The sequence below is a fragment of the Streptomyces sp. NPDC041205 genome (genome assembly GCF_055591765.1).
This window is the reverse complement of record NZ_JBVIZH010000001.1, coordinates 134,880-161,197: the sequence shown is the minus strand read 5'-3', so window position 1 is coordinate 161,197 and position 26,318 is coordinate 134,880. Positions and strand designations below refer to the sequence as shown.

Genomic DNA, 26,318 nt, shown 5'->3' with positions numbered 1-26,318 from the left:
TAGGAAGAGAGCAGACCGACAGCCATGGCTGAGGCTCAGAACGCCCCCAAGTCCTCGACTTCGCTCGGACAGGGGGGACCCCCCTCGGTGGGCTCGACCACCGCAGGCCAGATCGCGGTGGCCGCCGAGTCGACCGTCGCCACGCGCATGAGCGCGCCGCCGTCCTTCGACGTGGCGGACTTCCCGGTCCCGCACGGTCGCGAGGAGGAGTGGCGGTTCACCCCGCTGGAGCGCCTTCGCGGGCTGCACGACGGCACCGCGGCCGCCACCGGCGACGGCGTGCGGATCGACGTCGAGGCCCCCGAGGGCGTCGTCGTCGAGACCGTCGGCCGTGACGACGCGCGGCTCGGCAAGGCGGGCGTCCCCGTGGACCGCGTGGCCGCCCAGGCCTACTCCGCCTTCGAGAAGGCCGGTGTCGTCACCGTCCCCAAGGAGACGGTGCTCACCGAACCGATCCGCATCGCCGTGCACGGCGAGGGCGGCGTCGCCTACGGCCACCAGGTCATCGAGCTCGGCGCCTTTGCCGAGGCCGTCGTGGTCATCGACCACACCGGCGACGCGGTCCTCGCGGCCAACGTCGACTACGTGCTGGGCGACGGTGCCAAGCTCACCGTCGTCTCCGTCCAGGACTGGGACGACAAGGCCGTCCACGTCGGCCAGCACAACGCGCTGATCGGCCGGGACGCCACCTTCAAGTCGTTCGTGGTCACCTTCGGCGGCGACGTCGTGCGCCTGCACCCGCGCGTGACCTACGCGGGCACCGGCGGCGAGGCCGAGCTCTTCGGCCTGTACTTCACGGACGCCGGCCAGCACCAGGAGCACCGCCTCCTCGTCGACCACAACGTCCCGCACTGCAAGTCCAACGTCGTCTACAAGGGCGCGCTCCAGGGCGAGCAGGCACACGCCGTCTGGATCGGCGACGTCCTCATCGAGGCCAAGGCCGAGGGCACGGACACCTACGAGATGAACCGCAACCTCGTCCTCACGGACGGCGCCCGCGTGGACTCCGTACCGAACCTGGAGATCGAGACCGGCGAGATCGTCGGCGCCGGTCACGCCTCCGCCACCGGCCGCTTCGACGACGAGCAGCTCTTCTACCTGATGGCCCGCGGCATCCCGGCCGACGAGGCCCGCCGTCTGGTGGTCCGCGGCTTCTTCGCCGAACTGGTCCAGCAGATCGCCGTCGCCGACATCGAAGAGCGCCTCCTCGTGAAGATCGACGAGGAGCTGGAGGCGTCCGTCTGATGGCATTCGTACGCGCCTGTGGCCTCAGCGAGCTGGAGGAGGACACCCCGAAGCGGGTGGAACTCGACGGCACGCCGGTCTCGGTCGTCCACACCGAGGGCGAGGTGTTCGCGATCCACGACATCTGCTCGCACGCGAACGTCTCCCTCTCCGAGGGCGAGGTGGAGGACTGCCAGATCGAGTGCTGGCTGCACGGTTCCGCCTTCGACCTCCGCACCGGCAAGCCGTCCGGCCTGCCCGCGACGCGCCCCGTCCCCGTATACCCCGTAAAGATCGAAGGGGACGATGTGCTCGTCTCCGTCACCCAGGAGTCCTGAGGCACCATGGCTACGCTTGAAATCCGCGACCTGCACGTCACCGTCGAGGCCGACAACGCCACGAAGGAGATCCTCAAGGGCGTCGACCTCACCGTGAAGCAGGGCGAGACGCACGCCATCATGGGCCCCAACGGCTCCGGCAAGTCGACGCTCGCCTACTCCATCGCGGGCCACCCCAAGTACACGATCACGCAGGGCACCGTCACCCTCGACGGCGAGGACGTCCTCGAGATGGAGGTCGACGAGCGTGCCCGCGCGGGCATGTTCCTCGCCATGCAGTACCCGGTCGAGGTCCCCGGCGTCTCCGTCTCCAACTTCCTGCGCACGTCGGCGACGGCGATCCGCGGCGAGGCCCCCAAGCTGCGCACCTGGGTGAAGGAGGTCAAGGAGTCGATGGCCGCGCTCCAGATGGACCCCGCCTTCGCCGAGCGCAACGTCAACGAGGGCTTCTCCGGCGGTGAGAAGAAGCGCCACGAGATCCTCCAGATGGAGCTCCTCAAGCCGAAGATCGCGATCCTCGACGAGACCGACTCCGGCCTGGACGTCGACGCCCTGCGCGTGGTCTCCGAGGGCGTCAACCGCATCCGTGAGACGGGTGAGGTCGGCACGCTCCTGATCACGCACTACACGCGCATCCTGCGCTACATCAAGCCCGACTTCGTGCACGTCTTCGCGAACGGCAAGATCGCCGAGTCCGGCGGCGCCGAGCTCGCCGACAAGCTGGAGAACGAGGGCTACGAGGCTTACGTGAAGGGTGGCGCATCCGCGTGACTGTGGCCCGCCAGGGGCTCCCCGGCCTCCTCGACACCGAGGCGCTCCGCAAGGACTTCCCGATCCTGGAGCGCACGCTCCACGACGGCAAGAAGCTCGTGTATCTGGACAACGCGGCGACCTCGCAGACGCCGCGCCAGGTCATCGACGTACTCAGCGAGTACTACGAGCAGCACAACGCCAACGTCCACCGCGGCGTGCACGTCCTCGCCGAGGAGGCCACCGCGCTGTACGAGGGCGCGCGTGACAAGGTCGCCGCGTTCATCAACGCGCCCAGCCGCGACGAGGTGATCTTCACCAAGAACGCCTCGGAGTCGCTGAACCTCGTGGCCAACATGCTCGGCTGGGCCGACGAGCCCTACCGCGTGGACCACGAGACCGAGATCGTCATCACGGAGATGGAGCACCACTCCAACATCGTGCCGTGGCAGCTGCTCTCGCAGCGCACGGGCGCGAAGCTGAAGTGGTTCGGCCTCACCGACGACGGCCGGCTCGACCTGTCGAACATCGACGAGGTCATCACGGAGAAGACGAAGATCGTCTCCTTCGTGCTCGTCTCCAACATCCTGGGCACGGTCAACCCGGTCGAGGCGATCGTGCGCCGCGCCCAGGAGGTCGGGGCGCTCGTCCTGATCGACGCCTCCCAGGCCGCGCCGCACATGCCGCTGGACGTGCAGGCCCTGCAGGCCGACTTCGTGGCCTTCACCGGCCACAAGATGTGCGGCCCGACGGGCATCGGCGTGCTGTGGGGCCGCCAGGAGCTCCTGGAGGACCTGCCGCCGTTCCTGGGCGGCGGCGAGATGATCGAGACGGTCTCGATGCACTCGTCGACGTACGCGCCCGCGCCGCACAAGTTCGAGGCGGGCACCCCGCCGGTCGCGCAGGCCGTGGGTCTCGGCGCGGCGGTGGACTACCTCACCTCGATCGGCATGGACAAGATCGCTCAGCACGAGCACGCGATCACCGAGTACGCGGTCAAGCGCCTCCTCGAGGTCCCCGACCTCAAGATCATCGGCCCGTCCACGGCCGAGGAGCGCGGCGCCGCGATCTCCTTCACGCTCGGCGACATCCACCCGCACGACGTGGGCCAGGTCCTCGACGAACAGGGCATCGCCGTCCGGGTCGGCCACCACTGCGCCCGCCCGGTCTGCCTGCGGTACGGAATTCCCGCGACCACGCGAGCGTCGTTCTATCTGTACTCCACGCCCGGCGAGATCGACGCTCTCGTCGAGGGCCTGGAGCACGTACGGAACTTCTTCGGCTGAGGGGCCTGGGACGTGAAGCTGGATTCGATGTACCAGGACGTGATCCTGGACCACTACAAGCATCCGCACGGGCGCGGTCTGCGCCCGGGCGACGCCGAGGTGCACCACGTCAACCCGACGTGCGGCGACGAGATCACGCTGCGCGTGAAGTACGACGGCTCGCGCATCGAGGACGTCAGCTATGAGGGCCAGGGCTGCTCCATCAGCCAGGCCAGCGCGTCCGTCCTGAACGAGCTGCTCGTCGGCAAGGACCTGGCCGAGGCGCAGAAGATCCAGGGCGTGTTCCTGGAGCTGATGCAGTCCAAGGGCAAGCTGGAGCCGGACGACGCGATGGAGGAGGTCCTGGAGGACGCGGTCGCGTTCGCCGGGGTCTCCAAGTACCCCGCGCGCGTGAAGTGTGCTCTGCTGAGCTGGATGGCGTGGAAGGACGCGACCGCCCAGGCCCTGGGCGAGAGCGTGGAGAGGAAGACGGCATGAGCGAGAACGAGACCCTGACCACGAAGCCCGCTTCGGAGGAAGAGGTCCGCGAGGCGCTGTACGACGTCGTCGACCCGGAACTGGGTATCGACGTCGTCAACCTGGGCCTGATCTACGGCGTTCACATCGACGACGCCAACATCGCCACCATCGACATGACGCTCACGTCCGCGGCCTGCCCGCTGACCGACGTCATCGAGGACCAGGCGAAGTCCGCGACGGACGGCATCGTCAACGAGCTGCGGATCAACTGGGTCTGGATGCCCCCGTGGGGCCCGGACAAGATCACGGACGATGGGCGCGAGCAGCTCAGGGCGCTGGGCTTCAACGTCTGAGTCCCGCCGCTGTACGCCTGAGAAGGGCCCGCACCGAACCGGTGCGGGCCCTTCTTCGTGCCGCTCCCCGGCCCTGGGGAGCGGGTCGATTTTTTCATGCATCTGCATATGTACATCCGTACCTATCGTTGTGTACGGTAGTACGCATGGGATACGGACTGCTGGCCGCGGCGATCGCGGCGGAGGTGGCCGGGACTACGGCCATGAAGTACAGCGAGGGGTTCAGCCGGCTGTGGCCGTCGCTGCTCACCGTCGCGGGATATCTGCTGGCCTTCACGCTGCTCGCGCAGACGCTGAAGACCCTGTCGGTGGGGACGGCCTACGCGATCTGGGCGGGGATCGGCACCGCCGCCGTCGCCGGGATCGGGATGCTGTTCCTCGGCGAGTCGGCGAGCCTGGTCAAGATCTCGGGCATCGCGCTCGTGATCGCGGGCGTCGTCGTCCTGAACCTCGGCGGGGCCCACTGATGGGGCGGCGCTACGACCCGGAGCGACGGCAGCGCATCATCGACGCGGCGCTGCGGGTCGCGGCCGAGAAGGGCATCGCGGGCCTCAGTCACCGGTCCGTCGCCGCCGAGGCCGATGTGCCGCTGGGGTCGACGACGTACCACTTCAAGACGCTCGACGATCTGCTGGTGGCCGCGCTGCGCCAGTCCAACGAGGGGTTCGCGCAACTCGTGCGCGACCGTGGGGTGCTGCGGGACCCGGACGCCGACCTCCCCGCCGAGCTGGCGGCGCTGCTCGGCGAGTGGGCCTCGGGGCGGCGCGAGGCGGTCGAGCTGGAGTACGAGCTCTATCTGTCCGCCCTGCGCCGCCCCGCGCTGCGGCCGGTGGCCGCCGAGTGGTGCGAGGGGGTCGCCGAGGTCCTGCGGGAGCGGACGGACCCCGTCACCGCGCGCGGCCTGGTCGCGGTGATGGACGGGGTCTGTCTCCAGGTGCTGCTCACGGGGGGCGAGTACGACGAGGCGTACACCCGGGACCTGCTGGGGCGGGTGCTCAGCTCTGCTGGTCCCGCAGGGAGTTGACGGTCGCCAGAGCCGCTTCCACGCTCGCCGTCACATCCGTGACCGGGTACTGGACGTCCCGGACGACCCGGTCCGCGTCCACGACGAGCGTCAGCCGCTTGAGGCGGCTCACGCCCGCCGCGCGGAACGTCGGCAACCGCAGCGCCGCCGTCAGGGCGAGGTCCGCGTCCGAGAGCAGCGGGAAGCGCAGGCCCTCCTTGGCGGCGAACGCCCGCTGCTCGTCGGGGCGCTGGGTGGACACGCCGCGCACGGCCGCGCCTGCTGCGGTGAAGTCGGCGAGCCGGTCGCGGTACGTGCACGACTCCAGCGTGCAGCCGGGCGCGCCGGGGATCGCGGACCAGCCGGGCGGGTAGGCGTCCTTGCGGGCGTAGGCGCCGGGGAAGCAGTACAGGACCGTGTGCGCCGCGTCTGTGACCGGGTCCGCCGGCTCGCCGTCGTCCGCGAGCAGGCGCAGCGCGGGCACCTTCGTGCCGAGCAGCTCGTGCACGCGCCGCGCTTCCTGTGACGTCTGTGTCGGGGCTGTCGCCGTCATCTCTCCCTCTCCGAGTACCCACGTGTCGCCCCAGTCCTGAAGGGCGATCAGGACCGGCACCAGGGCCCGCCCGCGTGGCGTGAGCCGGTACTCGTGGCGCGGCGGGCGGTCCTGGTACGGCACCCGGGTCAGGACGTCCGCGTCGACCAGGAGCCGCAGGCGCTCGGTCAGCACCTTGCGGGACAGGCCCAGTTCGCGCTGGAGCTCCTCGAAGCGGTGCACCCCGCGAGCCGTGTCGCGCACGATCAGCAGGGTCCACCAGTCGCCGACGACGTCCAGGGCCTGCGCGATGGCGCAGTGGGCGTCGCCGAGGCTCGTTCGCCGTGGCATGTCCTTCACGCTCTCTCAGGTCGGCGGGACGTTGACCCGGAGCCTCGCATGCTGCCATAGTCCGTTCCCAAAAGGAACTCACTCGATGGCGGGGGTAGGGCGATGAGCGGGGGAGGCCTGCGGCGCGGGCTGCGAGAGGTGCCGAGGACCGTGTGGCTGCTGGCCGCGGGCCAGTTCTTCAACATGATCGTGGCCTTCACGTTCGTGTACTTCTTCGTGTACCTGACCGACGACCGGGGCCTGTCCGTCGCCCAGGCCGGGGTGATCAGCGGCATCGGCGGCGCGGGGCAGGTCGCGGGGAACTTCACGGGCGGCTGGTTCGGCGACAGGTACGGGCACCGGCGGGTGCTGCTCGTCGGGTCGCTGATCAGCGGGGCGGGGGTCCTTGCGCTGCCTGCCCTGCCGGTGCCGCTGCTGTACGTCGTGCCGGTGCTCAGCCAGTACGCGGGCGGGTGCGTGCGGGCGGCCAACGGGGCGCTCGTCGCCATCGTCGTGCCCGAGGGAGCGCGGCGGCAGGGGTTCGCGGTGATGCGGTTCGCGGCCAACGCGGGGTTCGTCGTGGGACCGCCGCTGGGGGCCCTGCTCATCGCGCAGGCCGGGTACGGGACGCTGTTCGTCGTCGACGGGGTGGGGACGCTGGTGTTCGCCGCGTATGCCGGGCGGGTGCTGCCCGCCCGCGGAGCGGGCCGATCCGCGGTGCCCGGCGACGGGGCGGCCGGGCCCGGTGTGTTCGCGAGTCTGCGGCAGCGGCCCGTCGTCGTGCTGCTGCTCGCCGCGATCCTCGTCACCGACCTCGTCTATCGGCAGCAGTACTCCACGTTGCCCACCGACCTCGATCACCACGGCATCGGGACCGGCGTGTACGGGTGGCTGCTCGCCATCAACGGGGGGCTCATTCTGCTCCTTGAGCTGCCGGTCACCGTCGCTCTGCGGGGGCGGGCGCCGCTGCGGATCATCGGTGGGGGTGTGCTGCTCGTGGGGGCGGGGTACGGGGTGCTGGCCCTCGGTACGGGGGTGGGGACGGCTGTCGCGATGATGTTGCTGCTCACCGCGGGGGAGGTGCTGTACAAGACGCCTGCCACGGCATTCGTCGCCGATCACGCGCCCGCCCATGCGCAGGGGCGGTTCCAGAGCCTGTACTCGGGAGTGTCCGTGAGCGGGGTCGTGCTGTCGGCGCCGCTCGGCGGGGCGCTGTACTCGGCGGCGCCGGGGGCGCTGTGGCCTGTATGCGCGGGGTTGGCCGGACTGTCCGGAGTGCTGCTCCTGGTGGCGGGGCGGGCGGGCCGACCAGGGGTGACCCAGGCCGAAGAAGTGCGCCCGGCACGTGAGACGGCCACCCGTACCGGTTAGCCTCCGTCGCCCCGGCCCGGTTAGGTTTCACTCATGACCGATACGCCTTCTGTTGACTCCTCCCGTACGACCGGCGCCGTCGCCGCCGGGCTCGCCACCGTCGCCGCCGACGGCACCGTCCTCGACACCTGGTTCCCCGCCCCCGAGCTCGTCGCCGAGCCCGGCCCGGCCGGCAGCGAGAGGCTCTCCGCCGAGCGCGCCGTGGAACTCCTCGGCGAAGGCGCCGCGAAGGCGATCGGGCCCGACGCCCGCCGTGGCGTGGAGGTCGTCGCCGTCCGCACGGTCATCGCGTCCCTGGACGACAAGCCGCTGGACGCGCACGACGTGTACCTGCGCCTGCACCTGCTCAGCCACCGCCTGGTCAAGCCGCACGGCCAGAACCTGGACGGCATGTTCGGGCTGCTCGCCAACGTCGCCTGGACCTCGCTCGGCCCGGTCGCCGTCGACGACCTGGAGAAGGTCCGCCTGAACGCCCGCGCCGAGGGCCTGCACCTCGCGGTGACCTCGGTCGACAAGTTCCCGCGCATGACGGACTACGTCGCCCCCAAGGGCGTCCGCATCGGCGACGCCGACCGGGTGCGGCTCGGCGCGCACCTCGCCGCGGGCACCACCGTGATGCACGAGGGCTTCGTGAACTTCAACGCGGGCACCCTCGGCACGTCCATGGTCGAGGGCCGCATCTCCGCCGGTGTCGTCGTCGGCGACGGCTCCGACATCGGCGGCGGCGCCTCCACCATGGGCACCCTGTCCGGCGGCGGCAACGTCCGCATCGTCATCGGCGAGCGCTGCCTCGTCGGCGCCGAGGCCGGTGTGGGCATCGCGCTCGGCGACGAGTGCGTCGTCGAGGCCGGTCTGTACGTCACCGCGGGCACGCGCGTCACGATGCCCGACGGCGAGATCGTCAAGGCCCGTGACCTGTCCGGCGCCTCGAACATCCTCTTCCGCCGCAACTCGGTCACCGGCGCCGTCGAGGCCCGCCCGAACAACGCGGTCTGGGGCGGCCTGAACGACGTACTGCACAGCCACAACTGAGCCCGCCCGAGCCACCGAAGCGCCCTCCCGGCCCACCGGGAGGGCGCTTCGCGTGCGTATGCTGCGCGAGCACACAGCACATGAACTCGGGGAGGACCGGATGCGAAAGACAGCGGTGGGATCGATGGTCACGGGCACGGTGGCCGTCGCGGTGCTCGTCGCCTGCGGGCAGAGCGTCGCGCGGACCGGCGACGCGCAGGCACCCGCGGCGGCGGCGAAGACAGGGGGCCACACCTACAAGCTCCAGCACTCCGACATCCACTGGAGCGGCTCCAAGACCCCCTTCGAGTCGCTGATCAAGCTCCCGGACGGCCGCAAGGTGGCCATGCACTACCTGGAGAAGAAGGGCCTGTACGTCCAGGACTACAGCCCCAAGGCGCGCGGCTGGTCCAAGCCGAAGAACATCTACCGCACCAAGACCGACGCCTGCCAGGGCATCCACCTCAAGCACCGGGCCGGCACCGTCGCGGCGATCGCCGACTGGGCGAAGTACTGCGCCGACGGCGAGCCCCCGCAGGAGTCCCTCGCCGCCGTCGCCACCGGCCGTCTGACGAAGTGGGACCGCCACCTCACCAAGGGCTTCGACGGCTGGGCCAAGGCCGACATCACGAAGAACGGCAAGCAGGTCACGTTCAAGTACCACTCCGACCGGCTGAAGTGGACCAAGGCGAAGGGCTTCCCCAAGAACCCGCTCGACCACTGACCCTCCCGGTCACCACGCGTTCCTTTGGACCCGCGCCGCGCCACAGGCATAGCGGCGCGGGTCCGCGCACGTCATCCACAGCAGAGGGGGCAGCAGGGCCGCCGGAGAAGAGAAGGTGACGATGGATGCCGAGAGCCAGGACCGCTTCCGGGAGTTCGTGGAGAACAGATCCTCCGCCCTGCTGAGGACCGCCGTGCTGCTGTGCGGCGGCGACCGGCACGCCGCCGAGGACCAGTTGCAGACCGCCCTGGTGAAGGTCGCGGGCCGGTGGAGCAGGGTCGAGGACCCGGAGGCGTACGTCCGGCAGGTCCTCTACCGCCAGCAGGTCAGCTGGTGGCGCCTGAAGTGGCCGCGCCGCGAGGTGGCCGTCGCCGAGCCGCCCGAGCGGGCCGACGACGGCGGGGAGAGCGCCGCCGAGCTGCGCGTCGTGATGCGCGGCGCGCTCGCCCGGCTCACCCCGCGCCAGCGCTCCGTGCTCGTCCTGCGGTACTACGAGGACCTGCCGGAGGCCGACGTCGCCCGGATCCTCGGGTGCTCCGTCGGCACCGTCCGCAGCACCGCGCACCGCTCGCTCGCCCGGCTGCGCTCCCTCGCCCCCGAACTGGCCGCGCTCGGCCCGGCCGTCGCCGAGGCCTCGCCGTCCCGTGACATCTCGCCTGTGGAGGTACGTCCGTGAACGTTGACCAGCTGGTGCGCGAGGCGCTCCAGGAACAGGCCGCCGAACAGGGCGGACCGCGCGGGGACCTGGCGGGCCGGGTGCTCGCCACCAGGCGCCGCCGACGCGCCCGGACGATCGCGGGCGCCGCGCTCGGCACGGCCGCCGCCGTCGTGGTGGGCGTGACCGCCCTCGACTCCGGGAACGAGCACACGGGCCCGGCGAGCGCGTCCCGCACGGACGACGTGATCGCGTACCCCGGCCAGTCGGTGCCCCGGGACTTCGTCGCCGCCGGGAAGACCGGCCTGGCCGGATACTCCGTCACCCGAGACGTCCCGCAGCGCAACGGCGACGAACTCCTCGCCCGCTCGTACTTCCTGCTGAACCCCAAGACCATGAAGTACGAGAAGGCCGACGCCAGATGGGCCTGGGTCGCCGTCGCCCCCGGCATGCGCACCGCCGCCGTCCTGGAGGGCGAACTGCCCGCACGCCGCGTCGGGATGCTCGACCTGCGCACCGGCAAGGTGACGCGCTGGATCACGCTGGACCACGGCGTGGCGGGCGTCGAGTGGTCCCCGGACGGCAAGCGTCTGGTGGCGACCGCGTACCGCAAGAACCCCGACCGGATGGTCGCCGTGCCCGGCAACGACTCCGTGAACTGGCCGCGGCACCACGGCAGCCGCACCGGCTACGTCCTGATCGACGCCGCATCCGGCAAGGTCGGCCCCTTCCGCGACGTGCCCCAGCCCTCCCCGGACGAGGACGGCATGTTCCCCGGCGTCTCGCGCCAGGACCTGCACTTCAACCACGACGGCACCCGGCTCTACGTCCAGCATTACGCGCGTCAGGGCAAGAGGGACTACCGCGACTGGTACACCCTGAGCGGCAGGCCGACCTCCGCGCCCCCCGCCGAGAAGCACGCGGGATGGTCGCAGGCCGGACTCTCGCCCGACGGCAAGCTGCTCGCGGCCGACGGCGACGCCAAGGGCTCACCGGTCCTCGACCCGAGGACCGGCAGGAAGGTTGCGTGGGTGCCGAGCCAGGAGCAGCTCGCCTGGGCCGACAGCAAGCGGATCGTCGCGCTCGCCTGCGCCGACGCTGCGCGGTGCACCGGCAAGAGCAAGGACCGCAAGCGGCTCGTCCTCGTCACCGTCGACAGCAGGAAGGCCGTGCCCCTGACCGCCGTCCGCGGGAAGGTCGAGGGCTACGGGCGGGAGTGGACGCCGATGCTCACCGCGCGCTGAACGGCCCCGGCCGGGAGCGCTCCGCCGAGCGCCTCGTACGCCGCGAGCAGCCCGTCGGCCTTCTCCCGGCCGACGGGCAGCAACGGCGCCCGGACCGGGCCCGCGGGCAGGCCGAGCGCGTTGAGCAGCGCCTTCGCCGTGACCGTGCCGGGCAGCCCGGAGGCCATCATCAGCTCGATGAGTTCGGTGAGCTGCCGCTGACCGCGCGCCGCGCCCGCCGTGTCGCCCGCGTCGAACGCGTCCACGATCGCCCGCAGCGAGCGCGGCGCGACGTTGGCGACCGTGCTGATGTACCCGGCGCCGCCGAGCGCGTACAGCGGCAGGACGAACTCCTCGCAGCCCGTGTAGTACGCGAGGTCCGAGTGCGCCATCACCTTGGCGGAGCCGAGCAGGTCGTACGCGCAGTCCTTGACTCCCACGATCCTCGGATGCTCCGCGAGGCGCAGCATCGTGTCCGGTTCGATGCGGGTGCCGGTGCGGCCCGGGATGTCGTAGAGCAGTACTGGCAGGCCGGACACGTCCGCGACCGCGCGGAAGTGCGCCTCGACCGCGTCCTGCGGCGGCTTGCTGTAGTACGGCGTGACCACGAGCAGCCCGTCGGCGCCCGCCTTCTCGGCCTGCAGGGCCAGTTCGCCGGTGTGTGCGGTGTCGTTGCTGCCGACGCCCGCGACGACGGCGGCCCGCTCGCCGACCGCCTCCCGGACGGCGCGCACGAGCGCGTTCTTCTCGGCGTCGGACGTCGTCGGGGACTCGCCCGTGGTGCCGGAGAGGACCAGGCCCTCGCAGCCGTCCGCGACGAGCCGGTCGGCGAGGACCTGGGCGCCGTCGAGGTCGAGGGCGCCGGACGCGGTGAAGGGCGTGACCATGGCGCACAGGGCACGGCCGAAGGGGGCGCCCGGGGACGCGGCGGGTGTGGAGGGTGCGGTCATAGGGGCAGTCTCGGCGGACCGGTCGTGAAGCTCCACTTAATTCTGCTACGAGGTAATGCGAAGGCGTGCTACGAGGTTTGGGGTGTCCGCACGGACCCGGGACCGGCGGTGTCCCGCTGCCTTCCGCCCCCGGGCGGGGCGTGGGAGCACCCGTGGGACGCGCTGTGCAGGAGTGTGGCACGTACCGACGAGGCGTCGTTGACGGGCCCGGGCGGGCGCAGGACCCTCGGGCCATGACCACGCATCCGTACGAGCGTTACGTGGCCGTCGGAGACAGCCAGACCGAGGGGATCGGCGACGGCGACGAACGGCACGGCTACCGCGGCTGGGCGGACCGGCTCGCGGAGATCCTCGCCGCCGCGAGCCCCGACTTCACCTACGCCAACCTGGCCGTGCGCGGCCGGCTGGCGGAGCAGGTCAGGGACGAGCAACTGGCCCCTGCCCTGGCGCTCAAGCCGGACCTCGCGACCGTCGTGGCGGGCGTGGGCGACCTGGTCAGGCCCGGCTACGACGCGGCCCGCACCGCCCGCGCCGTCGAGGAGATGTTCGCCGAACTCACCTCGGCGGGCGCCCGCGTGGTGACCGTGACCTTCCCCGACATCGGCCGCATCGCCCCGCTGGCCCGCCGGGCCCAGCCGCGCGTCATGGAGCTCAACGCCCGTATCCGCGCCGCCGCCGACCGGCACGGCGTCGTCGTCCTCGACCTGTTCCCGCAGCGGATCACCGCCGACCCGCGGCTGTGGAGCCGCGACCGCACCCACGCGAGCCCCGTCGGCCATGCCCGCATCGCCGCCGGCGTCGCCGACCTGCTCGGCCTCGCCGGGCACGAGGACTGGGCGCGCCCGCTGCCGCCGCTCGCCCCGGTGTCGGCGCTCGGCGGCGCGGCCCAGGAGGTGCGCTGGCTCGTCGGGGCGGCGGGGCCCTGGGCGCGGCGGCGGGTGCGGCGGGTGCGGCCCGGCGGGGGTGCGGGCGGCGCGCACCGGGCGAAGCGGCCCGGGCTCGACGCGGTCACCCTGCCCGCACCCGAACGGGCTTGACCTGAACCTAACTTCACGTTGGAGCGTAGGGGTCGTACGCCACGCACGAACACCGCGTACACAGTCACCGACCTGCGCGTCCGCGGCCGCACCGACGGCCTCGTACGCCCATCGAACGTGGAGATCCCCATGACCCGCCGCGCCTCCGTCCACCCCGACCCGACCCGCTCCGACATCGGCCTCACCTTCTTCAGCACCTGGCACGTCGGCACCCCCGAGCGGCAGCGGGCGGCGGTGGCCGCCATCGCCCGCGCCTGGGAGAGCCGCCCCTGGCCGCACGAGGGCCTCCTTGGCTACCACGTGTACGCCGGTGAGGACGGCGCGACCCTGATGCACCACTCGCAGTGGCGGGACGAGGAGTCCTACCAGGACTTCCTCGCGAACGGCAGGGACGCGCGCAACGACGAGATCGACGCGGCCGTGCCCGGCATCGAACGCCTCGGCCTGACCAAGTCCCGGCTGTACCGCAGCGTGACACCGGGCTCCGGAGGCCCCGCGCCGGAGGCGTTCGTGACCGTGCACGTCGCATTCGAGGGACCGGACGCCGACCGGCAGCGGAAGTGGGTGGACACGGTCCTCACCGCGCTGGGCACCGGCCCCGTCCCGGGCCTGGTCTCGGCGCACTTCCACCTGAGCACCGACGGCACCCGGATCGTCAACTACGCGGAGTGGGAGACCGCGGCGGACCACCAGCGGGCGCTGGAGGCGCCGGGCAACGGCATCGGCACGCTCTCGCAGGAGTGGCGCCGGGTGCGGGAGTTCCCGGGGACGCTGGAGGCGGGGGAGATACGGCGCTGGCGGCGGGAGTTCGGGGTCGTGCCCGCGTAGCGCGCGGACGGTGGTGGCCGCGGCCGTGTGTCCCGGGGTGCGTCCGGGTGGGCGCGTCCGGGCCCGGCCGGACGGGTAGTTCGTGCCCGGGGGCTTTACCCGGCGGGCCGTCCGTGGGGTCATGGAGGCGTGAGCGGGACCGGGGCCCGGCGGCCGCGGCCGTCCCGCTCGACCCGAGGAGTCGCCATGGCCAAGGACAGCCGCAGGAGCAGGGGCAGGAGCAGCGGGAGCGGCAGGGGGGACACAGGCGGCAGGGGCACCGGCAGGGACGCCGGTGACGGAGGCGGCGCCGTCGGCAGCGGCGTGCGGGAGTTCGAGATCGTCCGGGAGTTCGAGGTCGGCGCGCCGCCGCAGCAGGTGTGGGACGCGTTCACCACCGTCACCGGCACCGGCGGCTGGCTCTGGCCGATGGAGTACGAGCCCCGGGTGGGCGGCGCCGCGCCGCACGGCGCCGTCGTCACGGCCTGGGACCCGCCGCGGCGCCTCACGGTCTGCTCCGACGGCCCGGCCGCGCTCTTCGCGGAGCGCAGCACCCTCCACCTGGAGCACCTGATCGAGCCCTGCGACGGCGGCCGCCGCTCCTGGGTGCGGCACGCGCACAGCGGGATCTTCGCCCAGGACTGGGAGAACCAGCACGACGCGGCGAGCAAACACACCGACTTCTATCTGCACACCCTGCGCGAGTACTTGACGTACTTCGCGGGCCGCCCGGTCACCTACACCCACCTCGACGCCCCCGCCGCCGCCACGGCCCGGGACGCCTTCAGCCGGCTCGCGCTCGAACTCGGCCTGCCCACCGACGCCTCGGAGGGCGCCCGCTTCCGGCTGAGCGCGGCCGGCGCCGAGCTGGACGCCGTCCTCGACTTCCGCACGCCGTACTTCATCGGCCTGCGCACCGACGACGCGCTCTACCGCTTCTTCGGCCGCAACCACTTCGGCCGCCGCGTCGGCGTCACCGTCCACGACTTCGCGACGCACGCGGACGCCAAGAGGGCGGAGCCCGCGTGGCGGGACTGGCTGACGCGGCTGTACGGCTGACGCGGCGCTCTCCGGCAGGGCTTGGCGCCGCGCGCGGGCGGGCCCGGGGAACACGGCCCCCGGGCCCGCCCGTTCACCGGCTGCGGCTACCGCTACGGCCGGAAGCGCACCACCTGCGGGTCGTGGTCGCTGTTCTGCTCCGCGAACTCGGCGTTCACATGCACGCTGTCGTAGCGGAACCGGCCCACGCCCGGGCTCACCAGGATCTGGTCGAGGACCTGGGAGTTGCCCTGGAAGACGTAGGAGTAGCGCTCGGAGCGCGGCAGCGACTTGATCCCGGCGCGCAGCGCGCCGCCCTTCTCCAGAGCCTTGGTCGTGGCGGAGAACTCGAAGTCGTTGATGTCGCCGACCACGAGCACGTCCGCGTCCCGCTGGGTGGCCCGGATCTCCTGGACGAAGGAGTTCACGGCCTCGGCCTGGCGCACCCGCTGCGTCTCGGAGGAGCGCACCGGCGGCTGGTGGTGCGAGGTCAGCGACTCGTCGCCGCCCTTGGACGCGAAGTGGTTGGCGACCACGATCACCGGCTTGCCCCGGAAGGAGAACTCACCGGCGAGCGGCTTGCGGCTGTTGGTCCACGCCGAGTCCGCCGGGGCGATCCGGCCCGGCGAGTGCGTGAGCGCGGCACGCTTGCCGACGCGGACGACGCCCGTCGGGGTCGTCGCGTCACCGGCGGCGCGGTCGGTGAACGACACGCGCTCGGGGTTGAAGAGGAACACCTGGCGGATGTTGCCGCCCGGCTCGCCGCCGTCCTTGTTGTTCTCGGGGTCGACGGACCGCCACTCGTAGCGCGGCCCGCCCGCCGCGACGATCGCGTCCGTGAACTTCCTCAGGGTCTGCGCGGCGGACACCGTGCCGTCGTTCTTCGCGCCGTTGTCGTCCTGGATCTCCTCCAGGGCGACGATGTCGGGCGTGGCCAGGTTCGTGACCACACCGGCGGCCAGCGCGTCGAACTTCGACTGCGGGTCGCCCGGGTCGAGGTTCTCGACGTTGTACGTGGCCACGGCCAGCTCGCCCTTGCCCTGCGGCCGGGTCCGCTCCCGCTGCAGGCCCTTGCCGCCCTTGCCCTGCGGCACGACCTCGCCCAGCTCCCGCGCGGTCAGGGTGTACCCGCCGAACTGGTTGAAGTCCAGCGGCCCCTCGGTCGCGCCGGTCAGCGTGTCACCGACGTCCGCCTTCGGGAACGGCTGCTCGGAGACCGGCGCCAACTGCTGGATCTGGAGCCTGCCGGTGTTCTGCGCGTCGTACGAGCCGTACAGCGCGCCCCCGCGCCGGGTGGCGCTCTCGTGCGGCTTCACGGTCACCCAGAGTTCGTTGTACGGGTCGGTCGCGCCGACGACGCGGGACGAGCCGACGCGTACGTTCATGCCCTCCAGGGACTCGTACAGGTCCAGGGCGTACGAACGGGGCTTCAGGGGCAGCCCGTTGACGCTGTTCCCCGCGGCCGGGTCGCCCTTGGGGGCGTACGCGGCGGGCACCGACTTGGCGCCGACGGCCACCGGGGCGGGCAGGGCGTTGCCGGAGGACTCGACGGTCACCGTCGGCTTGGTGATCTGGGTCAGCGACTGGTTGCCGGAGGCGGCGCCGCCGGGCACGTACTCGGTGACGGTGCCGGAGACCCGGACCGCGTCGCCCGCCTTCACCGTCGGCGTCGAGGAGGTGTACACGAACACGCCCTCGCTGGTCGCCCGGTCGTCGTCCGGCCGCGTGTCCTGGATCCAGAAGCCCTTCGAGCCGTAGCCGCGCACGCCCGTGACGATGCCCGGCACATCGCTGACCTGCTGCCCAGCCAGCGGTGAGAGCCGCGTCGTGCCCTGGATGTCGTGCACCCGCACCTGGTCGGCGGACGCGCTGGAGGCGGTGGCGACGAGCAGCCCGGCCGCGAGGGCGGTGGCGACGAGGGTGCTGACGGCGGCGGATCTCGGTATGTGGGGCATCGGGGACTCCGAGTGAGGGTGAGGGTGACTAAGGGGCTAAAGGGATGGAACGGGCGGAACGCTGACGCGAACGGGGACACGCGGTGCATCGGCCGGGGGAGTGCCGCTCTACGCGCGTCAATCTCTTGTGCGGGCGGGGGAGTTGTCAAGGTTCCTCGGGTGTGCGTGATCTGTACGTCTCCCGACGGGAGGATGAAGCCGGGCGGAGTCGGGGCGATGCGGGCGAAGCCGGGCGGCCGTGCCGGGCGGCGGGCGGGGGCGGGTCCGGGGCCGGTACGGCCGACGGGCGGGCGGCAAACGGTCATATCCGTCTAGGCTTCACGCAGCAGATCCGTACGCCCGGAGGCGGCGGACGCCGACGCTCCCGAGGGCGGCAGGCGCCTACGCCTCGAGGGCGGCAGACCGTACGCCCGTCAGGGCGGCAGACCCGCACGTTCGTCAGGAGAACCAGCCGATGTCCCAAAGCCCCGCCACCCTGCCGCCGGTGCTGCTGCACTCCGAAGCGGAGCTCGCGCGGGACGCGCTCGCCACGCCCCTGCTCGGCCGCGCCGCGCGGCTCGCCCGCTGGGCGGGCCCGGACACGCGGGTGGGCGCGGGCGGCGAGCTCGTCGACGAGCAGCTTCCGGCCGCCGCGGCGGAGCTCGGGCTCACGGACGGTTCCGCCGGGGCGGACGAGGGGGACGCGGCGGCGTACGCCAGCGAGGCGTGGCGGGTCGCCGTCGACACCGGCCTGGTGGAGATCCACGAGGCCCCCGAGGACGCCGAGGGAACCGCCGAGGCCGAGGGGACCGTCACCGCGGGCGAGGAGCTGGGCCTGCTCACCTCCGGGGCGCCGCAGGACGTCCTCGGCATCTGGCTCGCCGCCCTGGAGACCGTGTTCGCCGACGCGACGGTCCCCGACCTGGACGACCTCGTCGACGCCATCGAGGACGGCGGCGAGATCGACTTCGAGGCGCTGGGGTGGGACCCGCAGGGCGAGGCCGACTTCCTGGAGGGCGTCCTCGGCAACCTGTACCTGCTGACCGTCGGCGAGGGCGCCGCGGACGGCGCGGTGCCGCTGCCCGCGCTCGCCGCGTCGATGATCGTGCCCGACGACATGGGGGAGCCCACCGACGACATCCTGGAGCAGGTGTCGGACGCGATGATGCGGCTCGACGACCAGTTCCGGATGCTGGAGCCGATCGGGCTCGTCGAGTACCAGCCCGTCGACGAGGCCCTGATGGCCGACATCGACAGCGAGGAGCCGATGCCGCCCGTCGACGACGAGGACGTCACGCGGTACGGCATGGTCAGGCTGACGCCGCTCGGGCTCTACGGCATCCGGGCGCGGATGCTGGAGGCCGGGCTCGACGCGCCCGCCGTCGGCGACCTCGCCGACAAGGGTGCCGACACGCTCCTCGACGGCACCGCGGAGTTCCCGCAGGGGGCCGCGCAGGCCGAGATCGAGCAGTGGCTGGCCCGGCGGGAATCGCTCGGTGCCGCGCGGGAGTTGCTGGCCGCGGCGCGCGGCGGCGACGAGGGGGCGCCGCTGCGGCGGCTCCGCTGTCAGCAGGCGCTTTCCCTCGTCGGGGACGAGGCCGAGCCCGCGCTGCGGGACGTCCTCGACGACGCGGAACTCGGGGGGCTCGCCCGGGTGTGGCTCGCCGAGCACGGCGCCGCCGATGTGCCGCCGCCGTCCGAGGGCATGGTCTTCTGGCTCACCATCGACACGATCGCCGCGCAGCTCGCTGCCGAGGGCAACTCCGAGGAGCTCCAGGCCCTCGTCGAGGGGCTCGCCGCGCAGCACGGCGGCTTCTTCGCCGCGGCGTGGCGCGTGGAACACCCCGCCACCGCGGACGTCCTGGAGGCGATGGGCCGCCTCCACCCCGACAAGAAGGTGGCGAAGGAGGCCCGCAAGGCAGCGTTCAAGGCCCGCTCCCAGCAGGCCTAGGCGGGGGCCCTGCCGGGGGCTCCCCAGTCCCGCCCCTTCCCGTAACCAGGGGCGCTGCGCCCCCTGGACCCCAGCCCCCGCGCCGATGGCCCCCTCGGGTGGGACGGGCCTCCGCCGAATCGGCGCTTCGCGCCTCGTCCTCAAGCGCCGGACGGGCTGGAATATCCAGCCCGTCCGGCGCTTGAGGACGAGCCGGGCCGGAGGCCGCGAAAGACGGTCCCCGGCCCGGCCCGAGGGCTCAGCACTCGTAGCGCGTCGTGTGCTTGAAGGACGATGTCGCGCCGTCGAAGCCGTACGTGCCGCGGTACGCGGGCGGGTTCTGGTACTCGCCGACGATGGTGATCGTCGTGGCGCAGGAACCCTGGCCGGCGCGCTTGGCGTCCAGGCGGATGGTGTCGCCGACGAAGCCGCCGGTGATGTCCCAGGGGGCGCCGCAGATGCCGGAGGTGATCTGGCCGCCGGTCACGACGTGCGGGTAGGTGTTGGGGTTGTACTTCACCTCGATGCCGAACGTGACCTGGCCGTTGTGGAGCGTGAGCTTGCAGGCGGTGGAGACGGCCTCCGCCGACACGTCCATCTGCGTGGCGAACGCCTCGTCACGCGTCTTGACCTCGGCCCCCTGCGGGTTGTGGAAACGGTGCTCCGCGCGGGCCTGGCCCTTCTGCTTGCGTGCCTGTGTGGTCATGGAACCCTCCCTCCGGGAAGTCATGCGTCAGGCCAGCTGCTCGGCGATCTCGACGCGCAGCAGCGCGCGGACGTTCTCGATGTGGTTGATGACGGTGACGGTCGATGAGCCCGCGAAGAGCAGGCCGAGCGCCACGTTGTCGAGCGAGGTCACCAGGGAACCGGAGTCGCCGCCCGCGGAGATGTTCGTGGTGAGGATCTGGTCCTTGAAGCGGGCGGTGCCCGCCGTGCCGTAGTTGACGTCGATGGTCGCGTCCACGGAGACGATCCGGCCGAAGCTGATGTTCGTGGTGCGGCCGGACTTCTTGACGAGGTCGCCGACGGCGACGTTGGCCTTGCGCCGCCAGGCGCGCGGCGCCCCGCTGAAGTACTGCTCACGGGTCGCGTCCTGGAACTCCACGGCGCCGAGCGCCGCGTCCACGACGTTGTTGTGCCGCTCCAGCGGGATCTGCGGGGCGAACTGGATCGTGATGAAGCGGGCCAGGGTCGCGATCCGGTCGGCGGGGTCCTGGCCGCCGTCGAAGACGCCGGGCTGCACGATGGCGCTGCCGAGCTGGGCCCGGTTGGAGTCGGCGAGGACGTGGTTGTTGGACAGGATGAAGAACTTCGCGGGTACGCCGAGTCCGGCGCCGGGCGGGTCGACGGACGCGCCGGGCAGGAAGTCGTACACCACGCTGCCGAGGGTGCCCGCGGTCACGCGGACGTTGCCGACCGAGAAGCCGGAGGGGCTCGGCCGCATCCGGCGCTTGAGGAGCTGCGGTTCGAACGCGCCGAGCCCGCCGAGCTCTTCGAGCCGGGGCTGGGACAGGCCGGCGAACTGTTCGCTGACCGTGCCGTCGGCGTCGTACGACAGCGAGGAGCGGTCCTCGCCGCGCCCGGACCTGCGCTGCTGGCGCTGCGCGGCCACGTGGCCGACGGCCAGGATGTCGGTGGGGGTGCCGTCGTCCATCTGACGTGGAATCACGTCCCGCTCGGGGAGCAGCGATTCGGGCACCTTCTGGGTGACGAACACGAGCACGGCGGGCTCGCCGGTGGGGCGGCCGTCGCTCCACTTCACACCGTGACCGAAGCCGACCACGTTCGCGAGCGGCTGGTCACGGCGCATGAAGTCGTCCGTCGCCTGCTGGCGGGAGCTGTCGCTGAGCGTGCCGCCGGTGGGTCCTCGCATCAATTCGGGCTGGCTCACGCCAGACCACCTCTTCCCCTTGTGGTGAAGTCCCGGGTTCCGGTGGGTGTCTCAGGCGTCGCCCTGTGCGCCGACGTCGCCGATGGCGAGGACGCGCACGGGCACGCCGTCGAGCACGTCCGGAACCACGTCTTCGTCCCGGAGCCGGTCACGGGGCACCCGGTGCGTGACGAAGACGACGATCACGTCCGCGCCCGAGTGTTCGTCCCTGCCGGTGCCCACTCCGGTGACGTTGGCCAGCCTCATCAGCCGGTCCTCATGGAGGCTGCGGGCCTGGTGTGCGTCCACTCCGGCTCGCCTCCCCGCGTGGGTGATGCGGTTCCGCAGGTATTCCTGCGGGATGCGGTACCTGGGTGTCTATTGCCGGGGCCACCGGCGGTCAAGGCGTGCTGCGCGAAATCTTGCCTTTACAGATGGTCCATGCCGGTTGACCTTGTTTACGAAGACTCTTCCGGGAATACGAAGTCTCTTCCGACCAGTGACGCGCACGCGATGTACGCCGCTTCCCGTAGGCCGCAGCGGGCTCAGGTGCGCAGGTGCGACGCGCCGTTGAGATCCAGGACCGCGCCCGAGGCCCACTCGGCCATCGGCGACGCCAGCCACACCACGGCCGCCGCGATCTCCTCGGCCGTCCCCGCCCGCCCGAACGGGCTCTGCGCGCGAATCGCCTCGCCCTCCGCCCCGCTCAGCCGGTGCGCCACCCTCTCCGTCCCGAAGAACCCGGGCGCCACCGACGCCACCGCGATCCCGTGCGGCGCGAGCGCCACCGCGAGGGACTGGCCGAGCGCGTGCGCGGCCGCCTTCGTCGCCCCGTACGCCGGGTGGTCCGGCTCGCCCCGGAAGGCGCCGCGCGAGCCGATGTTGACGATGCGGCCGCCGGTGCCCTGGCCGATCATGCGGTGCGCCGCGAGATGGCTGAGGTTGGCGGTGGCGAGCAGGTTGACCGACACATGCCGTTGCCACAGCGCGGACCAGTCCTCGTACGAGGTGGTGGCGGGCGGGTGCGGCAGGTTCACGGCCGCGTTGTTCACCAGTACGTCGACGCCGCCGAGTGCCCCGGCCGCGCGGTCCGCGACGTCCCTGGCCCCGGCCGGGTCCGACAGGTCCCCGCCGACCAGCGCGTGCCCGGACCCCGGCAGCGAGTCGAGGGTGGCCCGCGCCTCGTCCGCGCGTGAGCCGAAGTGCACCGCGACCCGGTCGCCGTTGTCCGCGAACGCCCGGGCCAGGGCGCGGCCGAGCCCCCGGGAGGCGCCGCTGATCAGGACGCGGCGGCCGGTGGCGGGAAAGGGGGCGTGCTCGCTCGCGTCGGGGGCCGTGTGTGCGTCGCTCATGGGAGCCTCCTGGCGGAATGTGGGCATCCGGAAAACGACCGCCGAAGTCGGCCTTCGTTCAACCGCTGTTTATACGCGAGCGGGAATCTGTCGCCGACAGCAGGCCCGGCCGCTCGCGCCCTCAGGAGAAATCATGCCGTCGCTCACTCGCAGGGACTTCGCCAGACGATCAGCGGTCACCGGGGCGGGCGTCGCCCTGGCAGGCAGCGTCGGCGCGCTCGCCACCGCGCCCGGCGCGCTCGCCGCGGAGGACCCGGAGGTGGCCGGGGCCGACGGGCACGACGAGTACGGCCACGGTCACGGCGCGCCGGGCTACGGCCCGCTCCTGCCCGACCCCAAGGGCCTGCTCGCCCTCCCCGCCGGGTTCTCGTACCGCGTCATCACGCACAGCGGCAGGACGAAACTGGACACCGGCGAGTTCACGCCCTCCCACCACGACGGCACCGCCGCCTTCGAGGGCCCGCGCGGGGTGACCCTGCTCGTCAACAACCACGAGCTGGGCGGCCCCCGCACCAAGGCGAAGTTCCCGGTGCCGCTCGCCGACGGCCTCGTCTACGACCCGGCGGCGGCCGGTGGCTGCACGGTCGTCGAGGTCCGGCGCGGCGGCGAGGTCGCCGAGTGGGTCGGCGTCGCGGGCACCGCCACCAACTGCGCGGGCGGCTCCACGCCTTGGGGCACCTGGCTCACCTGCGAGGAGACCGAGGACCTGGCCGGCCAGAACGGCATGACCAAGGACCATGGCTACGTCTTCGAGGTCGACCCCTACGACCGGCGCGCCAACCGCGACCCCAAGCCCATCAAGGCGCTGGGCCGCTACGCCCACGAAGCGGTCGTCGTCGACCCCAAGCGCGGCCACCTCTACCTCACCGAGGACGCCGCGGGACCCAACGGCCTGCTCTACCGCTGGACCCCGCCGCACGGCTTCCGGCACGGCCGCGGCAAGCTGCGCGCCCTCGCCGACGACGCCGGTGTCCTGAAGGCCCTCAAGTGCTACGACTCCGGCGGCCGCTTCGTCGACGACCTCGCGCGCGCCACCCGGATCGGCACCGTGTACGGCGTCGACTGGGTGGAGGTCGAGGACCGCGACGCGCGGACGGTCCCGGTGCGCCGGCAGTTCGACACCGGCGCCGTCACCCGCGCCCGCAAGCTCGAGGGCATGTGGTGGGGCGACGGCGGCGCGTACATCGTCTCCTCGTACGCCCGTGCCGAGAGCCCCGAACAGCACGACGGTCAGGTGTGGTTCTACCACCCAGGCCGCCGCACCCTGACCCTGAAGGTGCTGATCGGCGCGCACGTCGAAGGTTCGGTCCCCGGCGAGGACGGCGCGTACGACGGCCCCGACAACATCACCGTCTCGCCCTACGGCGGACTCGTCGTCGCCGAGGACGGCGACGGCGTCCAGCACCTGTTCGGCGCGACGGAGCGCGGGCGCACGTACCCCATCGCCCGCAACGAACTGAACGCGGGCACCCCCGAGAAGCCGTCCTACAGCGAGTTCACGGGCGTCACCTTCTCGCCCGACGGACGGACCCTGTACGCCAACATCCAGACGCCGGGCATCATGCTGGCGATCAGGGGCCCGTGGCGCCGCCAGCGCCCGTGACCGGCGGCACGCCCGTCCCTGCCCCGGTCACCGCGCGGGCGCGTTGACGGCCCGCGCGGACGTCCCGTCGACGATCGCGTACCAGCCGTCGCCGTCGGCCGTGAGCGCGGTGGCGGTGCCGTCCAGGCGCCACCGCGCCCGCCGCTCGCCGTCGCGCAGGCCTAGGGCGCGGACCTCGCGGCCCGCCGTCGCGTAGACGGTGTCCCCGCCGACGGCGGGCGGGCGTTGCCCCGTCGCCTCGAACGACGCCGTCCACAGCGGCTTGCTGCCGTCGCGCACGTCGACGGCCGCGAGGGTGTTGGTGTCCGTCCAGTGCACCAGGACGCCGTCTGCGGTCACCGGTCCGCGGGCGCCGCCCGCCCGGCGCGGCCAGCTCGCGTCGAGGCCCGCCGACGCGTGGGACCACAACCGCCCGCCGTCCCGGGGGGCGAAGCCGACGATCCGGCCGCCGCCGAGCACCAGGCCGACCCCGGCCGCCTGCCCCACGGCCGTCGTGCCCCGCCCCGCCGCCAGGTCGAGCCGCCGCCGGGCGAGGCGCCCGCCGTCCCGCACGTCGATGAGGTGCAGGTCGGACTCCTCGGTGAACAGCGCGAAGCGCGCGCCGACGGAGCCCTTCCGAGGGAGCGTCACGGGGGCGGCCACCGCCCGGTCGTCGCCGGTGAGATGCCGGTACGTCCAGCGCGCCCCGCCCGTGCGCGCGTCCACGCAGGACACCCCCTCCACCAGCTCCGCGGGCTCCGGCGCGAGCAGCAGCGACGACCCCGAGACGGCAGGGGGCAGCCAGGCGGGCACGTCCTTGCGGACGCCGGGCGCGGTGCCGCCGGGCAGGGTGCGCAGCCGCAGCTCCGGGTCGTTCGACGAGCCGGTCACGTGCAGCGTCACCAGGCGCTCGCCCGAGACCGCGAACCACCGGGTGGTCCCCGGCGACGGCCAGGCGCTCTTCACCGGCCACGGCTTTCCCGTCCGTACGCCGACGACCTCCGCCAGCACGTCCGGCGCGATCAGGAGCCCGTCGGCCACGCCCCACAGCGCGGGCCCGGACCGCGCCCCGCCGTCCCGCCGCCACCGCTCGGTGCCGTCGGCGGCCCGCACGGCGTGGACGGTGCCACCGCCCAGCGTGGTGCCGCGCTCCGGCCCGCGCACCAGCACGGTGCCGCCCGCGAGCAGCAGCGCGTCCAGGCTGCCGCCGACCGTGTCGTCCAGGGTCAGCGTCCACCGCGTGGCCCCGGGGGCGCGCTTGCCCTTCCGCAGGCTCAGCGTGCTCTGCGCCGCCGGGTCCTTCGCCCGGGAGCCGGACGGCGCGGTGCTGATGGCCCACCCCATCAGCGCGACGAGCCCACCACCGGCGACGGTGAGGGCGGAGCGGCGGGCGAGGGTGCGGTGCCGGTGGGCGCGGGCGGGGCGGTCTTGGGGGGTGGGGTACGCCGGGGGAGGCGGGGGCGGGGCGGTGATGGCCGGGCGGGTGGGCGCCCCCGGACCCGCCCCCGCCCCGAGGGTCGCGCCCGCACCGGAGGCGACTTCACCCTCCCGCCCCACCGCTCCCGCATCGGCGACGAGGGACCGCAACGGCTCCTCCCGCCACCACAGCGGGCTGTCGGGCCTTGCGGTCCGGCGCAGGACGTCCCCGACCGCGGGCCGCTCGGCCGGATCCCGCCGCAGACAGGCCGCGACGAGTTCACGCAGCCCCGCCTCCTCCGGGACGTCCCCGAGCTCGGGGTCCTCGTGGGCCGCGCGGTACAGGAGGACGGCGACGGGGCCCGCGCCGAACGGCCCCGCGCCGGTCGCCGCGAAGGCGAGGACCGCGCCGAGGGCGAACACGTCGGTGGCCGGTCCCGTCGGGCCGCCGAGGATCTGCTCGGGGGCCATGTAGCCGGGCGTGCCGAGCATCGCCCCCGTCGCGGTCAACGGCCCGTGCGCGTGCTCGCCCGTGGCCCGGGCGATGCCGAAGTCGATGACACGGGGGCCGTCCGTGGTGATCAGGACGTTGGACGGCTTCAGGTCGCGGTGCACGATGCCCGCCTCGTGGATGCTGGCCAGGGCCTCGGCGAGGGCGGCGGCGAGCGCCCGGCCGACCCCACCGGCCAGCGGGCCGCCGGCGGCGACGGCCTGGCGCAGGGTGACCCCCGGCAGGTAGGCGGTGGCGAGCCACGGCTGATCGGCGTCCGGGTCGGCGTCCACCACGGCCGCGGTGTGGGCCCCGGTGACGGCCCGCGCGGCGGTCGCCTCCCTCCGGAAACGCTCCCTGAACGTCGCGTCGGCGGCGAGGTGTTCATGCACGGTCTTCACGGCGAGCAGCCGCCCGCCGGGGCTCCGGGCGAGATACACCTGCCCCATCCCACCCGCACCGAGCCGGGACAACAGCCGGTGCCCTCCCAGGGTCTCGGGGTCCTCGGAGAGGAGCGGGGAGGTCATGTGCGGGTGCCGTTCGGGTTGGCGGGAGGGGGAGGGGTGTTGGTGGTGTGGTGAGGGGTGTGGGTGCTCGCGGGGGCGGGCGGGGCGACAGCGCTGACGGGGGCGGCGGGCCGGCCGGGAGCAGCG

At 72.8% G+C, this 26,318-nt stretch carries 26 protein-coding genes; 18 read left to right on the top strand and 8 right to left on the bottom strand.

Going from position 1 to position 26,318, the window contains the following annotated elements:
* The first annotated feature begins 24 nt into the window (after positions 1–24).
* The 8 genes from sufD to ACZ6BG_RS00725 all read left to right on the top strand — a co-directional run bounded on the left by sufD (position 25) and on the right by ACZ6BG_RS00725 (position 5,434).
* On the top strand, positions 25–1,245 hold the full coding sequence (gene sufD / locus ACZ6BG_RS00760; protein ID WP_468994836.1) for a Fe-S cluster assembly protein SufD: 1,221 nt from the start codon (positions 25–27) through the stop codon (positions 1,243–1,245).
* Complete coding sequence (locus tag ACZ6BG_RS00755) at positions 1,245–1,562, top strand: non-heme iron oxygenase ferredoxin subunit (RefSeq protein ID WP_468448693.1); 318 nt, start codon at positions 1,245–1,247, stop codon at positions 1,560–1,562. Before sufD ends, ACZ6BG_RS00755 begins: the two co-directional genes overlap by 1 nt.
* Positions 1,563–1,568: 6 nt before the next feature.
* Positions 1,569–2,333, top strand: a complete 765-nt coding sequence (gene sufC, locus ACZ6BG_RS00750) for a Fe-S cluster assembly ATPase SufC (RefSeq protein ID WP_468994833.1) — start codon at positions 1,569–1,571, stop codon at positions 2,331–2,333.
* On the top strand, positions 2,330–3,598 hold the full coding sequence (locus tag ACZ6BG_RS00745) for a cysteine desulfurase (RefSeq protein ID WP_468994830.1): 1,269 nt from the start codon (positions 2,330–2,332) through the stop codon (positions 3,596–3,598). Before sufC ends, ACZ6BG_RS00745 begins: the two co-directional genes overlap by 4 nt.
* Positions 3,599–3,610: 12 nt before the next feature.
* The gene (gene sufU / locus ACZ6BG_RS00740; protein WP_405654381.1) at positions 3,611–4,075 is read left to right on the top strand and encodes a Fe-S cluster assembly sulfur transfer protein SufU; all 465 of its coding nucleotides are present in this window, start codon (positions 3,611–3,613) and stop codon (positions 4,073–4,075) included.
* Positions 4,072–4,410 (top strand): metal-sulfur cluster assembly factor, encoded by a 339-nt coding sequence (locus ACZ6BG_RS00735; protein ID WP_468994827.1) that lies wholly within the window; start codon positions 4,072–4,074, stop codon positions 4,408–4,410. The genes sufU and ACZ6BG_RS00735 overlap by 4 nt, the downstream gene beginning before the upstream one ends.
* Positions 4,411–4,556: 146 nt before the next feature.
* On the top strand, positions 4,557–4,877 hold the full coding sequence (locus ACZ6BG_RS00730) for a DMT family transporter (protein ID WP_468994824.1): 321 nt from the start codon (positions 4,557–4,559) through the stop codon (positions 4,875–4,877).
* Positions 4,877–5,434, top strand: coding sequence for a TetR/AcrR family transcriptional regulator (locus ACZ6BG_RS00725; protein WP_468994822.1), 558 nt, complete (start codon positions 4,877–4,879; stop codon positions 5,432–5,434). Before ACZ6BG_RS00730 ends, ACZ6BG_RS00725 begins: the two co-directional genes overlap by 1 nt.
* On the opposite strand, the gene ACZ6BG_RS00720 is transcribed toward ACZ6BG_RS00725, so the two are convergent.
* On the bottom strand, positions 5,406–6,296 hold the full coding sequence (locus ACZ6BG_RS00720) for a winged helix-turn-helix transcriptional regulator (protein ID WP_468994818.1): 891 nt from the start codon (positions 6,294–6,296) through the stop codon (positions 5,406–5,408). The genes ACZ6BG_RS00725 and ACZ6BG_RS00720 overlap by 29 nt on opposite strands.
* Before the next feature lie 102 nt (positions 6,297–6,398).
* On the opposite strand from ACZ6BG_RS00720, the gene ACZ6BG_RS00715 reads away from it, so the two are divergent.
* The 5 genes from ACZ6BG_RS00715 to ACZ6BG_RS00695 all read left to right on the top strand — a co-directional run bounded on the left by ACZ6BG_RS00715 (position 6,399) and on the right by ACZ6BG_RS00695 (position 11,280).
* Positions 6,399–7,646 carry an MFS transporter gene (locus ACZ6BG_RS00715; protein ID WP_468994816.1) on the top strand — a complete coding sequence of 416 codons (1,248 nt, stop codon included), beginning with the start codon at positions 6,399–6,401 and terminating at the stop codon, positions 7,644–7,646.
* Positions 7,647–7,679: 33 nt separating this feature from the next.
* The gene (gene dapD, locus ACZ6BG_RS00710; protein ID WP_468994814.1) at positions 7,680–8,678 is read left to right on the top strand and encodes a 2,3,4,5-tetrahydropyridine-2,6-dicarboxylate N-succinyltransferase; all 999 of its coding nucleotides are present in this window, start codon (positions 7,680–7,682) and stop codon (positions 8,676–8,678) included.
* A gap of 100 nt (positions 8,679–8,778) precedes the next feature.
* Positions 8,779–9,381, top strand: a complete 603-nt coding sequence (locus ACZ6BG_RS00705; protein WP_468994811.1) for a hypothetical protein — start codon at positions 8,779–8,781, stop codon at positions 9,379–9,381.
* Between the two features lie 121 nt (positions 9,382–9,502).
* On the top strand, positions 9,503–10,057 hold the full coding sequence (locus tag ACZ6BG_RS00700) for a SigE family RNA polymerase sigma factor (protein WP_468994808.1): 555 nt from the start codon (positions 9,503–9,505) through the stop codon (positions 10,055–10,057).
* Positions 10,054–11,280, top strand: coding sequence for a WD40 repeat domain-containing protein (locus ACZ6BG_RS00695; RefSeq protein ID WP_468994806.1), 1,227 nt, complete (start codon positions 10,054–10,056; stop codon positions 11,278–11,280). Before ACZ6BG_RS00700 ends, ACZ6BG_RS00695 begins: the two co-directional genes overlap by 4 nt.
* Here ACZ6BG_RS00695 and dapA read toward each other — a convergent pair.
* Positions 11,241–12,209, bottom strand: a complete 969-nt coding sequence (gene dapA / locus ACZ6BG_RS00690) for a 4-hydroxy-tetrahydrodipicolinate synthase (RefSeq protein ID WP_468994804.1) — start codon at positions 12,207–12,209, stop codon at positions 11,241–11,243. The genes ACZ6BG_RS00695 and dapA overlap by 40 nt on opposite strands.
* A gap of 233 nt (positions 12,210–12,442) precedes the next feature.
* On the opposite strand from dapA, the gene ACZ6BG_RS00685 reads away from it, so the two are divergent.
* From ACZ6BG_RS00685 to ACZ6BG_RS00675, 3 genes are all read left to right on the top strand, one after another.
* A complete protein-coding gene (locus ACZ6BG_RS00685; RefSeq protein WP_468994802.1) occupies positions 12,443–13,246 on the top strand; it encodes an SGNH/GDSL hydrolase family protein in 804 nt (267 codons plus the stop codon).
* A gap of 129 nt (positions 13,247–13,375) precedes the next feature.
* Complete coding sequence (locus tag ACZ6BG_RS00680; protein WP_468997804.1) at positions 13,376–14,074, top strand: antibiotic biosynthesis monooxygenase; 699 nt, start codon at positions 13,376–13,378, stop codon at positions 14,072–14,074.
* A 186-nt stretch (positions 14,075–14,260) separates the two neighbouring features.
* Positions 14,261–15,112 carry an SRPBCC family protein gene (locus ACZ6BG_RS00675; protein WP_468994798.1) on the top strand — a complete coding sequence of 284 codons (852 nt, stop codon included), beginning with the start codon at positions 14,261–14,263 and terminating at the stop codon, positions 15,110–15,112.
* 92 nt (positions 15,113–15,204) lie between these two features.
* Here ACZ6BG_RS00675 and ACZ6BG_RS00670 read toward each other — a convergent pair whose 3' ends face one another.
* Complete coding sequence (locus ACZ6BG_RS00670) at positions 15,205–17,046, bottom strand: endonuclease/exonuclease/phosphatase family protein (protein WP_468994795.1); 1,842 nt, start codon at positions 17,044–17,046, stop codon at positions 15,205–15,207.
* A gap of 454 nt (positions 17,047–17,500) precedes the next feature.
* Here ACZ6BG_RS00670 and ACZ6BG_RS00665 point away from each other — a divergent pair, with 454 nt between their 5' ends.
* Complete coding sequence (locus ACZ6BG_RS00665) at positions 17,501–18,976, top strand: hypothetical protein (RefSeq protein ID WP_468994792.1); 1,476 nt, start codon at positions 17,501–17,503, stop codon at positions 18,974–18,976.
* A 238-nt stretch (positions 18,977–19,214) separates the two neighbouring features.
* Here ACZ6BG_RS00665 and ACZ6BG_RS00660 read toward each other — a convergent pair whose 3' ends face one another.
* The 4 genes from ACZ6BG_RS00660 to ACZ6BG_RS00645 form a co-directional block, all read right to left on the bottom strand.
* Positions 19,215–19,661, bottom strand: coding sequence for a hypothetical protein (locus ACZ6BG_RS00660; protein ID WP_468994789.1), 447 nt, complete (start codon positions 19,659–19,661; stop codon positions 19,215–19,217).
* Between the two features lie 27 nt (positions 19,662–19,688).
* Positions 19,689–20,846, bottom strand: a complete 1,158-nt coding sequence (locus ACZ6BG_RS00655) for a chymotrypsin family serine protease (protein WP_468994786.1) — start codon at positions 20,844–20,846, stop codon at positions 19,689–19,691.
* 51 nt (positions 20,847–20,897) lie between these two features.
* The gene (locus tag ACZ6BG_RS00650) at positions 20,898–21,092 is read right to left on the bottom strand and encodes a hypothetical protein (RefSeq protein ID WP_051811011.1); all 195 of its coding nucleotides are present in this window, start codon (positions 21,090–21,092) and stop codon (positions 20,898–20,900) included.
* 278 nt (positions 21,093–21,370) lie between these two features.
* A complete protein-coding gene (locus ACZ6BG_RS00645; RefSeq protein ID WP_468994784.1) occupies positions 21,371–22,177 on the bottom strand; it encodes an SDR family NAD(P)-dependent oxidoreductase in 807 nt (268 codons plus the stop codon).
* 133 nt (positions 22,178–22,310) lie between these two features.
* Between ACZ6BG_RS00645 and ACZ6BG_RS00640 the strand changes: the two genes are divergently transcribed.
* Positions 22,311–23,780 (top strand): alkaline phosphatase PhoX, encoded by a 1,470-nt coding sequence (locus tag ACZ6BG_RS00640; RefSeq protein WP_468994782.1) that lies wholly within the window; start codon positions 22,311–22,313, stop codon positions 23,778–23,780.
* A gap of 27 nt (positions 23,781–23,807) precedes the next feature.
* On the opposite strand, the gene ACZ6BG_RS00635 is transcribed toward ACZ6BG_RS00640, so the two are convergent.
* Positions 23,808–26,192 carry a protein kinase domain-containing protein gene (locus ACZ6BG_RS00635; RefSeq protein ID WP_468994779.1) on the bottom strand — a complete coding sequence of 795 codons (2,385 nt, stop codon included), beginning with the start codon at positions 26,190–26,192 and terminating at the stop codon, positions 23,808–23,810.
* Between the last annotated feature and the right edge of the window lie 126 nt (positions 26,193–26,318).

Bases quoted from the DNA above. Each gene is read 5' to 3' on its own strand.
- ACZ6BG_RS00685 (WP_468994802.1), top strand. From the start codon at position 12,443: ATGACCACGCATCCGTACGAGCGTTACGTGGCCGTCGGAGACAGCCAG.
- ACZ6BG_RS00735 (WP_468994827.1), top strand. From the start codon at position 4,072: ATGAGCGAGAACGAGACCCTGACCACGAAGCCCGCTTCGGAGGAAGAG.
- ACZ6BG_RS00700 (WP_468994808.1), top strand. From the start codon at position 9,503: ATGGATGCCGAGAGCCAGGACCGCTTCCGGGAGTTCGTGGAGAACAGA.
- ACZ6BG_RS00645 (WP_468994784.1), bottom strand. From the start codon at position 22,177: ATGAGCGACGCACACACGGCCCCCGACGCGAGCGAGCACGCCCCCTTT.
- ACZ6BG_RS00720 (WP_468994818.1), bottom strand. From the start codon at position 6,296: ATGCCACGGCGAACGAGCCTCGGCGACGCCCACTGCGCCATCGCGCAG.
- sufD (WP_468994836.1), top strand. From the start codon at position 25: ATGGCTGAGGCTCAGAACGCCCCCAAGTCCTCGACTTCGCTCGGACAG.
- sufC (WP_468994833.1), top strand. From the start codon at position 1,569: ATGGCTACGCTTGAAATCCGCGACCTGCACGTCACCGTCGAGGCCGAC.
- ACZ6BG_RS00670 (WP_468994795.1), bottom strand. From the start codon at position 17,046: ATGCCCCACATACCGAGATCCGCCGCCGTCAGCACCCTCGTCGCCACC.
- ACZ6BG_RS00730 (WP_468994824.1), top strand. From the start codon at position 4,557: ATGGGATACGGACTGCTGGCCGCGGCGATCGCGGCGGAGGTGGCCGGG.
- dapA (WP_468994804.1), bottom strand. From the start codon at position 12,209: ATGACCGCACCCTCCACACCCGCCGCGTCCCCGGGCGCCCCCTTCGGC.
- ACZ6BG_RS00665 (WP_468994792.1), top strand. From the start codon at position 17,501: ATGTCCCAAAGCCCCGCCACCCTGCCGCCGGTGCTGCTGCACTCCGAA.
- ACZ6BG_RS00660 (WP_468994789.1), bottom strand. From the start codon at position 19,661: ATGACCACACAGGCACGCAAGCAGAAGGGCCAGGCCCGCGCGGAGCAC.
- ACZ6BG_RS00650 (WP_051811011.1), bottom strand. From the start codon at position 21,092: ATGAGGCTGGCCAACGTCACCGGAGTGGGCACCGGCAGGGACGAACAC.
- ACZ6BG_RS00640 (WP_468994782.1), top strand. From the start codon at position 22,311: ATGCCGTCGCTCACTCGCAGGGACTTCGCCAGACGATCAGCGGTCACC.
- ACZ6BG_RS00680 (WP_468997804.1), top strand. From the start codon at position 13,376: ATGACCCGCCGCGCCTCCGTCCACCCCGACCCGACCCGCTCCGACATC.
- ACZ6BG_RS00635 (WP_468994779.1), bottom strand. From the start codon at position 26,192: ATGACCTCCCCGCTCCTCTCCGAGGACCCCGAGACCCTGGGAGGGCAC.
- ACZ6BG_RS00705 (WP_468994811.1), top strand. From the start codon at position 8,779: ATGCGAAAGACAGCGGTGGGATCGATGGTCACGGGCACGGTGGCCGTC.
- dapD (WP_468994814.1), top strand. From the start codon at position 7,680: ATGACCGATACGCCTTCTGTTGACTCCTCCCGTACGACCGGCGCCGTC.
- ACZ6BG_RS00675 (WP_468994798.1), top strand. From the start codon at position 14,261: ATGGCCAAGGACAGCCGCAGGAGCAGGGGCAGGAGCAGCGGGAGCGGC.
- ACZ6BG_RS00725 (WP_468994822.1), top strand. From the start codon at position 4,877: ATGGGGCGGCGCTACGACCCGGAGCGACGGCAGCGCATCATCGACGCG.
- ACZ6BG_RS00715 (WP_468994816.1), top strand. From the start codon at position 6,399: ATGAGCGGGGGAGGCCTGCGGCGCGGGCTGCGAGAGGTGCCGAGGACC.
- ACZ6BG_RS00755 (WP_468448693.1), top strand. From the start codon at position 1,245: ATGGCATTCGTACGCGCCTGTGGCCTCAGCGAGCTGGAGGAGGACACC.